This window comes from Streptomyces uncialis (assembly GCF_036250755.1).
In the GTDB taxonomy this organism is placed as follows: Bacteria; Actinomycetota; Actinomycetes; order Streptomycetales; family Streptomycetaceae; genus Streptomyces; species Streptomyces uncialis.
In genome coordinates, this window is the sequence record NZ_CP109583.1 from 476,836 (window position 1) to 487,243 (window position 10,408).

General features: G+C 73.9%; 1 protein-coding gene. It reads right to left on the reverse strand.

All coding sequences use genetic code 11. The features are described 5' to 3' along the window. Positions 1-20: 20 nt before the first annotated feature. Positions 21-10,376: a type I polyketide synthase gene (locus tag OG711_RS01835; RefSeq protein ID WP_329563564.1), complete on the reverse strand. Its 10,356-nt coding sequence runs from the start codon at positions 10,374-10,376 to the stop codon at positions 21-23. Positions 10,377-10,408 lie beyond the last annotated feature (32 nt).

Below are 10,408 nucleotides of genomic sequence, written 5' to 3' on the forward strand. Positions count from 1 at the left end.
TCTCCCTCTGCGGCAGTCGGTCAGTCACGTTCGCCGCCCAGGGCCATCCGGACGAGGTCGTCCACGTCCATGCCGTTGATGTCGGCCGCGGGCGCCGACGGCCCCGGCCGGTCGGCGAGGCGCATCAGCGCGTCGAGCAGTCCGGCCCGGCGCAGCTCGGCCGGCGGGATGGTGGCGAGCAGGGAGCTGATCTCACGGTCCCCCCGGTCCGTCGTCCCGGCGCTCCCCCCGGTGCCGGGGCCGCCCGGCTCGTCGGGCACCAGTCGGCCGGTCAGATAGGTGGCGACGGCGACCGGGGTGGGATGGTCGAAGACCAGGGTCGCGGGCAGTCGCCGCCCGGTGGCCGCGCTCAGCCGGTTGCGGAGTTCGACCGAGGTGAGCGAGTCGAAGCCGAGTTCCTTGAACGCCTGGTCCGGGTCGATGGTCCCGGCGCCGCCGTGACCGAGTACGTCCGCGACCCGGCCCCGTACCAGTTCGAGCACGGCTGCGACGCGTTCCTCCGGCGGGAGCCCGGTCAGCCGGCGGCGCAGCGAGTCGGCCTCGGCGGCGTCCGCTCCCGAGGCCGGGCGGCGGGCGCCGGGGACCAGGCCGGAGAGCAGAGCCGGTACGGGCGCGGTCCGCGCCGCCGTCCGCAGTCGGCCGAGGTCGACCTTGACCGGGATCAGCAGCGGTTCGTCCAGGGCGAGCGCGGCGTCCAGCAGTGCCAGCCCCTCCTCGGTGCCGATGGCCGCGGTGCCTCCCCTGGCCATGCGCCGCAGATCCGCGTCGGTGAGCGCTCCGGTCATGGCGCCGCGCCGCGCCCACAGGCCCCAGGCGAGGGACTGCGCGGGCAGGCCCAGTGCCCGGCGCTGCTGGGCGAGCGCGTCGAGGAAGGCGTTGGCCGCCGCGTAGTTGGCCTGTCCCGCGTTGCCGACCGTCGCGGACGCGGAGGAGAACAGGACGAAGGCCGACAGCGGCAGGTCTCGGGTGAGGGCGTGGAGGTTGAGGGCCGCGTCGACCTTGGGGCGCAGCACGTGACGCATCCGCTCGGGAGTCAGCGACTCGACGACCCCGTCGTCCAGGACACCGGCCGCGTGGACGACCGCGCTCAGCGGACGGTCGGCGGGGATGTCGGCGAGCAGGGCGGCGAGGGTGTCCCGGTCCGCGACATCGCAGGCCGCGACGTCCACGAGGGCGCCGCGCCCGCGCAGCCCGGCCGCCAGGTCCATCAGGCCGGGAGCCTGTGCGCCGCGTCGGCCGACGAGCAGCAGGTTTCGTACTCCGTGCACGGCCACGAGGTGCTGTGCCACCAGGCCGCCGAGCGCCCCGCCGGCGCCGGTGACCAGGACGGTTCCGCCGGTCGCGGCGATACCCGACGGCGTGTTCGTCTCCGACCGCGGGTTCGGGTCCGGGTTCGGGTCCGCCTCGCGGTTCGGGTTCGGGTTCGCGGGGACGGTGACCCTGACGAGCCGGGCGGCGAGGAGCTTTCCCCCGCGTATCGCCAGTTGGGGTTCCGATCCGGCCAGTGCCTGCGGCAGCAGACCGGGGACGGCGGCCGGGTCGTCGGTGTCGATCAGCAGAAAGCGGCCCGGATGCTCGGACTGGGCGGAGCGGACGAGACCGCGGACCGCCGCCCCCGTGAGGTCGGTGACACCCTCCTCGGCGTCCGTGGCGACCGCGCCCCGGGTGACGAGGACGAGCCGGGTGCCGTCATCCCAGCGGGAGTCGGCCAGCCAGTCCTGGACGAGTCGCAGGGCGTCGTCCAACGCTGTGTGCACGGACGCGGCATCGGGTGGGGACGGGAGGTGCGAGGCATGGTCGCACCACGCCAGCACCGTGGCGGGCGGCGGCGTTCCCTGGTCCACCGCGGTGATGAGCGCGGCGAGATCCGGATGGCCGCCGGGGAACAGCTCCCGGCCGCCGATGACCGCCCAGCGCCCGAGGGGGTCGGCCGGCGCGGTGGCGGGCGTCGCCGACCACTCCAGTCGGTAGAGGGATTCAGAGCCTCCGCCCGGGCGGAGGGCGTCGAGATCGATCGGGCGGACGGCGAGCGCCTCGACCGACGCGACCGGGAGGCCGGACGGGTCGGTGGCGTCGATCGACACCGACCCGTCCGGCCCGAAGCCGAGTCGTACCCGGAGCGCGGTGGCAGCGGAGGCGTGGAGCCTGACACCGCTCCAGGAGAACGGCAGTCCGGCGGATGTCCGGTCCTGGCCCGGGTCGCTTCCCGGCCCGGTGCCGAGGAAAAGTCCCTGGAGGGCGGCGTCCAGGAGAGCGGGATGCAGACCGAAGGCGGAGGCGGACCGGTGCTGGTCCTGCGGCAGTCGCACCTCGGTGAAGACCTCGTCACCCCGGCGCCAGGCGGCGGTGAGCCCACGGAAAACGGGTCCGTAGCCGTAGCCGGAGGCGTGGAACCGTTCGTACAGGTCGTCGACGGGGACAGGGACGGCCCCGGGCGGGGGCCAGGAAGCGGTGCCGCCCGGGACGGGGACGGGCGGCGGGTGCTCCGTCGCACCGTCAGCGGTGAGTCCGCCGGTAGCGTGCGCGGTCCAGAGCGGTGCCGCCGCGTCCTCGCGGCAGGAGAACAGGTCCAGGGAACGACTGCCGTGTTCGTCGGCGGCGCCGACCCGCACCTGCACACGGACGGCACCGTCGGCGGGAATCAGCAGGGGCGCCTGGAGCGTCAGCTCTTCCACCGAGTGGCAGCCCGCCTCGTCCGCCGCGCGCACCGCCAGTTCCACGAAGGCCGCGCCGGGGAGCAGCACCGTACCGGCCACGGCGTGATCGGCGAGCCAGGGGTGGGTGCGCAGCGACAACCGGCCGCTGAGCAGCAGCTCGCCCGTGTCCGCGAGCTCGATCGCCGCTCCGAGGATGGGGTGGTCGGCGGAGTCGAGTCCGGCCGATCCCACATCGGCCGCTGTCGTGTGCGTCGGCTCGGGCCAGTAGCGCCGGTGCTGGAAGGCGTACGTGGGCAGCTCCACCCGCCGGGCCCCCGGGAACGCCCCGGACCAGTCCACCGCGAGCCCGCTCTCCCAGGCCCGGCCGAGCGAGTGCAGCAGCCGTTCGAGGCCGCCCTCCCCGCGCCGCAGTGTCCCCAGCACCGCCGCCTCCACACCCGCGGCCTCCACCGACTCCCCCACCGCCACCGCAAGCACCGGATGCGCACTCGGCTCCACGAAGAACCGAAAACCCTCCCCCAACAACGCACGCGTCGCCTCCCCGAACCGCACCGTCTCCCGCAGATTCCGGAACCAGTACGAAGCATCCAACGACGCCGTGTCCAACCAGCCACCCGTCACCGTCGAGAAGAACGGCACCGAACCCGTGACAGGAGCGATCCCGGCCAGATCGGACAGGAGCTGTTCGCGGATCTCCTCCACATGCGCCGAGTGAGAGGCATAGTCCACCTCGATACGACGCGCCCGTATCCCCTCCTGAACCAACTGCTCGACCAACTCGGCGACCGCGTCCGCGTCGCCCGACACCACCGTCGACGACGGACCATTCACCGCCGCCACCGACAACCCGCCGTCCCAGGAAGCGATCCGCTCCCGCACCTCATCCACCGGCAGCGGCACCGACGCCATGCCGCCGCGGCCCGCCAGCGCACCCACCGCACGGCTGCGCAGCGCCACCACCCGCGCCCCGTCCTCCAACGACAGACCACCCGCCACACACGCGGCGGCGATCTCCCCCTGACTGTGACCCACCACCGCATCCGGCACCACACCGAACGAACGCCACACCTCGGCCAGTGACACCATCACCGCCCAGAGCGCCGGCTGCACCACATCCACCCGGGCCAGTACCCCCGACCCGCGCAACACCTCCGACAACGACCAATCCACATAAGGCGCCAACGCCCGCTCACACTCAGCCATCCGCCCCGCGAACACCACCGACCCGTCCAACAACCCCGCAGCCATCCCCACCCACTGCGAACCCTGACCCGGGAACACCAACACCGAACGGCCTTCGACGGTCCGACCGCTGTCCCATGATCCCGACGTGCCGTCCGTCAACTGGCTGAGCAGGGAGTGCAGTTCGTCTCCGCTCCCGATCAGTGCCTTTCGGTGTTCGAAAGGTGTGCGCGCGTTCAGCGAGAATCCGATGTCGCGTGGTTCCAGTGCGGAGTGGCCGTTCAGGTGGTGGCTCAAACGCTCGGCCTGGGACCGCAGTGCCTGGGGGCTCTTCGCCGAGAGCAGCCAGGGCACCGCTGGAACGGAGGTCCGCGCGGTTGACGGGGCGTCGTCGGGCGGGGACGCCTGTTCCAGGATCAGGTGGACGTTGGTGCCGCTCAGGCCGAAGGACGAGACTCCGGCGCGGAACAGACGACCGCCGGCCGGCCAGGGCCGCGGTTCGGTGGCGAGGGTCAGTGCTCCGCGTGTCCAGTCGACATGGGCCGACGGCTTTCCGACGTGCAGGGTGCGAGGTACCTGCCCGTGCCGCATCGCCAGCACGGTCTTGATCACGCCCGCCACACCCGATGCCGCCTGGGCGTGACCGATGTTGGACTTGAGTGAGCCGACCAGCAGGGGCCGGTCCGGCGCACGGTCCTGCCCGTAGGTGGCGAGCAGGGCCTGGGCCTCGATCGGGTCGCCCAGGGTCGTGCCGGTGCCGTGCGCCTCCACCACGTCCACCTCGGACCCGGCCAGCCCCGCGTCCGCAAGCGCCGCACGGATCACCCGCTGCTGCGACGGACCGTTCGGCGCGGAGAGACCGTTGCTCGCACCGTCCTGGTTCACCGCCGAACCCCGCACCACCGCCAGCACCGGATGCCCGTTGCGGCGCGCGTCCGACAGCCGCTCCAGCAGTACGACGCCCGCTCCCTCGCCCATGCCCATCCCGTCGGCGTCGTCGGAGAACGCCTTGCAGCGTCCGTCCTCGGCCAGTCCTCGCTGCTGGGAGAAGCTGACGATGGCGCCAGGGGTCGCCATCACCGCGACACCGCCGACCAGGGCCATGGAGCAGTCGCCGCCGCGCAGCGCCCGGCCGGCGAGGTGCATCGCGACGAGTGAGGAGGAACAGGCGGTGTCGACGGTCACCGCGGGGCCTTCGAGGCCGAGGGTGTAGGCCACCCGGCCGGAGACCACGCTGGGCGCGCTGCCGGTGAGCAGATGGCCGTCGCCTTCCCCCGACTGGGCGACCACGGCCGCGTAGTCGGCGTAGTTGACGCCGGTGAACACCCCGGTGCGGCTGCCCCGCAGGGTCACCGGGTCGATGGCCGCGCGCTCGATCGCCTCCCAGCTCGTCTCCAGCAGCAGCCGCTGCTGGGGGTCCATCGCCAGCGCCTCACGCGGTGAGACGCCGAAGAACTCCGCGTCGAAGTCGGCCGCGTCGTGCAGGAAGCCGCCCCGCCGGGTGGTCGAGGTGCCGGGGCGGTCGGGGTCGGGGTCGTAGAGCGCGTCGATGTCCCAGCCGCGGTCGGTGGGGAACTCCGAGACGGCGTCGCCGCCCTCGGCGAGCAGTCGCCAGAGTTCCTCGGGGGTGCCGATGCCGCCCGGGAAGCGGCAGGCCATGGACACGATCGCGATCGGGTCGTCCTCGGGCGCCTGAGGGTGGGCGGTGGCGGCCGGGTCGGACGGTTGCGCCGTGGTGGTCCGCCCGCCCAGCAGCTCGGCGCGGATCTCCTCCGCCAGCGCGGTGGACGACGGGTGGTCGAAGATCAGGGTGGACGGCAGCCGCAGGCCGGTGGCGGCGTTGAGCCGGTTGCGCAGTTCCACGGCGGTGAGCGAGGCGAATCCCATGTCCTGGAACGCCTTGCCGGGCCGGATCGCGTCCGCCGTGGGATGGCCGAGGACGGCGGCCGCGTGGGTGCGGACCAGGTCGACCAGCCTGCGTCGCTGTTCGGCCTCGCCCAGGTTGGCCAGCCGTTGGCGCAGCAGGGCGGCGGCGGGCACCTCGGCGCCGTCGTCGCCGGTCGGGCGTTCCAGGGCGCGGCGGGCCTCGGGGACACCGGTCAGCAGCGGGCTGGGGCGGGTGGAGGTGAACACCGCCGCGAACCGTTCCCAGTCGATGTCGGCGACGGCGACCACGGTCTCGTCGTCGTCCAGTGCCTGTTGCAGGGCGTGGACGGCGATGTCGGGGGAGATCCGGGGCAGACCGTGCTGCTCCAGTTTGAACAGGTCGGCGTCCTCACCGGCGACTCGGGTCTGCCAGGGGTTCTCGGCCTGCCAGACGCCCCAGTCCACGGCGGTGGCGGTGAGGCCGCGTGCCCGGCGGTGCTGGGCCAGGGCGTCGAGATAGGCGTTGGCCGCCGCGTAGGCGGCGTGGTCGCCGCTGCCCCAGACGCCGGCGATCGAGGAGAACAGGACGAAGGCGTCCAGTTCCCGGTCGAGCAGGGCGTCGAGGTGTTCGGCGCCGGCGGCCTTGGCGGCGACGATCTGTTCGAACGCGGACATGGGTGTGCTGTCCAGCGGGGCGAGCGCGATGAAGGCGGCCGCGTGAACCACCGCGGTGACCGGGTCACCGGCTGCTTCCAGACCCGTCAGCAAGGCGTCGACGGCGTCCCGGTCCGTGAGGTCGCAGACGGGCAGGGTCAGCCGCACGCCGAGGGCGGCCAGTTCCGCGGTGAGTTCCGTCGCGCCGGGGGCCTCGGGGCCGCGGCGGCCCGGCAGGACGAGGTGTGCGGCGCCGCTTCGGGCCAGCCAGCGGGCGATGTGCGGACCGACGGCCCCGGTGCCGCCGGTGAGCAGGACCGTGCCACGGGGTTTCCAGCTCCTCGTCCGGCTGTCGTTCCTGGTGCCGTGGGCGAGGCGGCGGGCGAGGAGGCCGGAGGCACGCAGGGCGAGCTGGTCCTCGTGGCCGAGGGCTTGCGTATGTCCGTCGCCGTCGGCGCCGCGGGGGGTCGTCAGCAGCGCGCCGAGCCGGGTCCTGGCGCGGGCGTCGAGGTCCGGCGGCAGATCGATCAGTCCGCCCCAGCGGCCGGACAGCTCCAGTGCGGCCACCAGTCCGGTGCCCCAGATCAGGGCCTGGCGCGGGTGGGTGACCGGATCGTCGGCTCCCGTCGACACGGCTCCGGCGGTGGCGCACCAGAGGGGCGCGGTGAGGGCGAGGTCGCCCAGTGTCTGCACCAGGGCGACGGTCAGTGCCGTCCCGGTGGGCAGTGCGGGGTGGTCGGGGTGGGGCTGGTCGGCCACGGCCAGCAGCGACAGCACTCCGGTCGGAGCGCCGCCGCCGAGGGCGGCGGTGAGCGTGGCCGCGAGTTCCTCGCGTCGGATGTCGCTTGCCGTGAGTTCGGCCGTGACGACCGTGGCGCCCGTTTCGGTGAGCGCCAGGACCGGGCCGCGCACCCGTTCGTCGGATCCGTGACCGGCGGGCAGCACCACGAGCCAGGTGCCGGCGGCGGAGGTGGCGGCGGCCGGGTCGGGCAGTGGCTGCCAGCCGACGCGGTAGCGCCAGGAGTCGATGACGGTCTCGTCCCGTCGCTGTCTGCGCCAGCCGCGCAGAGCGGGCAGGACCCGGCCGAGAGTGTCCTCGTCGACGGCGAGGTGGGCGGCGATGTCGGCGGGGGCCTCATGGTCGACCATGTGCCAGAAGGCCGTGTCGTGCGGGTCGGCGCCGGTCGGCCCCGCGTTCTGCGATGCCTCGGGCTCCAGCCAGTAGCGCCGCAGCTGGAAGGGGTACCCGGGCAGGGCCGTCGGACGGGCCCCCGTGCCGGCGAACACCGCGGCCCAGTCGACGCTCACGCCCGCCACCCACAGTTCGGCGGCCGAGGTCAGTACCCGGTGCGGTCCGCCGTCGTCCCGGCGCAGGGTGCCGACGACCACGGGCGGGTCCGCGGTGCCCATGTCCTCGGCGGTGTCCTGGAGGGCCATGGTCAGTACCGGGTGCGGCGACACCTCGACGAACACCTCGTGGCCCTGTTCGACCAGGGAGCGGACGGCCGTGTCGAAACGGACGGTCCGGCGGAGGTTGCGGTACCAGTAGTCGGCGTCCATGACCGTGGTGTCCAGCCGGTCTCCCGTGACGGTGGAGAACAGCGGCACCCGGCCCGCGGCCGGGCGCACATCCGCCAGCGCGGCCAGTACCTGGGACCTGATCCGTTCGACCTGGACCGAGTGCGAGGCGTAGTCCACGGGTACGGCTCTGGCCCGCACTCCTTGGGACGCGCAGTGGGCGAGGAGTTCGGTGAGGGCCTGTGTCTCTCCGGAGACCACGACGGCGGCGGGTCCGTTGACGGCGGCGACCGACAGCTTCTCGGCCCAGGGGGCGATCTCGGCCCGGACCCGTTCCTCGGACAGGGACACGGCGGCCATGCCGCCGAGTCCGGCCAGGGCCCGGATGGCGCGGCTGCGCAGGGCGACGACCTTCGCCCCGTCCTCCAGCGTCAGCGCTCCCGCCACCACGGCGGCGGCGATCTCCCCCTGGCTGTGGCCGACCACGGCGTCGGGCCGGACACCCCAGGAGTCCCAGAGCGCGGCCAGTGACACCATCACCGCCCACAGCACGGGCTGCACCACGTCCACCCGTTCCAGGGAGGGTGCGCCCGGCGCGTCCTCCAGGACGTCGAGGAGCGGCCAGTCGACATGGGCGGCGAGGGCGGTGCCGCACTCGGTCAGCCGGTCCCGGAAGACGGGGCTGCTCGTGAGCAGGTCCCGTGCCATGCCGACCCATTGGGAGCCCTGGCCGGGGAACACGAGCGCCGTCCGGCCCTCGACGACCCTGCCGGCGCCCGCTACGACGTCAGCGGCGCCGGGCGGGTTCCCGGGCGCGCCGGTGAACACGCCCGGGTCGCCCGTGGACACACCGGCGAGCCCGTCCAGCAGCGCGGCACGTCCGTCGCCGATCACCACCGCACGGTGTTCGAAGGCGGAGCGGGTGGTCGCCAGGGAGTACCCGATGTCGACCGGTCGCGCGGCCGGGTCCGTGGCGAGACGGGCGCCCAGCCGGGCCGCCTGGTCCCGGAGCGCGGACGCGGTGCGGCCGGACAGGACCCAGGGCAGCACGGATGTCCCCGGCCCGGCGCCCGTCCCCGATCCGGCTGTCGGGTCCGGGTCGGCTGCCGGGTCCGGTTCGGCTGTCAGGTCCGGTTCGGCTGTCAGGTCCGGCCGCGGTGCCTGTTCCAGGACGACATGCGCGTTGGTGCCGCTCATACCGAACGAGGACACCCCGGCCCGACGGGGACGGTCCGTGGCGGGCCAGTCCCGGGCCTCGGTGAGCAGTTCGACGGCGCCCGAGGACCAGTCGGCGTGCGGGGTGGGCTCGTCCACGTGCAGGGTGCGGGGCAGCACGCCGTGCCGCAGCGCGAGCACCGTCTTGATGACCCCGGCGACCCCGGCGGCGGCCTGGGTGTGCCCGATGTTGGACTTCAGCGACCCCAGCCACAAGGGCCGTTCGGCGGACCGGTCCTGACCGTAGGTGGCCAGCAGGGCGTCCGCCTCGATCGGATCGCCGAGGGTGGTGCCGGTGCCATGGGCCTCGACCGCGTCCACGTCCCGGGCGGCCAGCCCCGCGTCCGCGAGGGCCGCCCGGATCACCCGCTGCTGGGAGGGGCCGTTGGGCGCGGTCAGCCCGTTGCTCGCGCCGTCCTGGTTCGTCGCCGACCCGCGCAGCACGGCCAGCACCGGACGGCCGTTGCGCCGCGCGTCCGACAGCCGCTCCAGCAGCAGCATGCCGACGCCCTCGCCCCAGCCGGTGCCGTCCGCGGCGGCGGCGAACGGCTTGCAGCGGCCGTCGGCGGACATCGCGCCCTGTCGGCTGAACTCCACGAACACCGCCGGCAGCGCCATCACGCTGACCCCGCCGGCGAGCGCGAGCGAGCACTCGCCGGCGCGCAGGGCACGCGCCGCGAGATGCAGCGCCACCAGCGACGCCGAGCAAGCGGTGTCCACCGTGACGGCGGGGCCTTCGAGGCCGAGCGCGTAGGACACCCGCCCGGACATCACACTCATCGAGTTCCCCGTCATCAGGAACCCCCGCACGGCTTCCGGGGCGGTGGCGCCCAGTGTCGCGTACCCCTGGTCGATGGCCGCGGCGTACACCCCGGTGCGGCTGCCCCGCAGGGTGAGCGGATCGATGCCGGCCTGCTCGACGGCCTCCCAGGACGCCATGAGCAGCAGCCGCTGCTGCGGGTCCATCGCCACCGCCTCACGGGGCGAGATACCGAAGAACTCGGGGTCGAAGTCCGCCGCGCCGTCGAGGAAGGCACCCTGGCCGGGGACCCCTTCACCGGCCGGCCAGGCAGTCTGCCAGCTCCGGTCGTCGGGGACGGGGGTGATCGTGTCGCGGCCCGCGACGAGCAGGTCCCACAGGTCCTCCGGGGTGCGGACACCGCCGGGGAAGCGGCAGCTCATCGCCACGATCGCGATCGGTTCGCGGTTCCGGGCCTCGGCCTCCCCGAGCCTTCGCCGGGTCTCCCGCAGGTCGATGGTCACCCGGTTGAGGTACTCACGCATCCTCTGGTCGCTCACAGGACACCGCCGTTCTG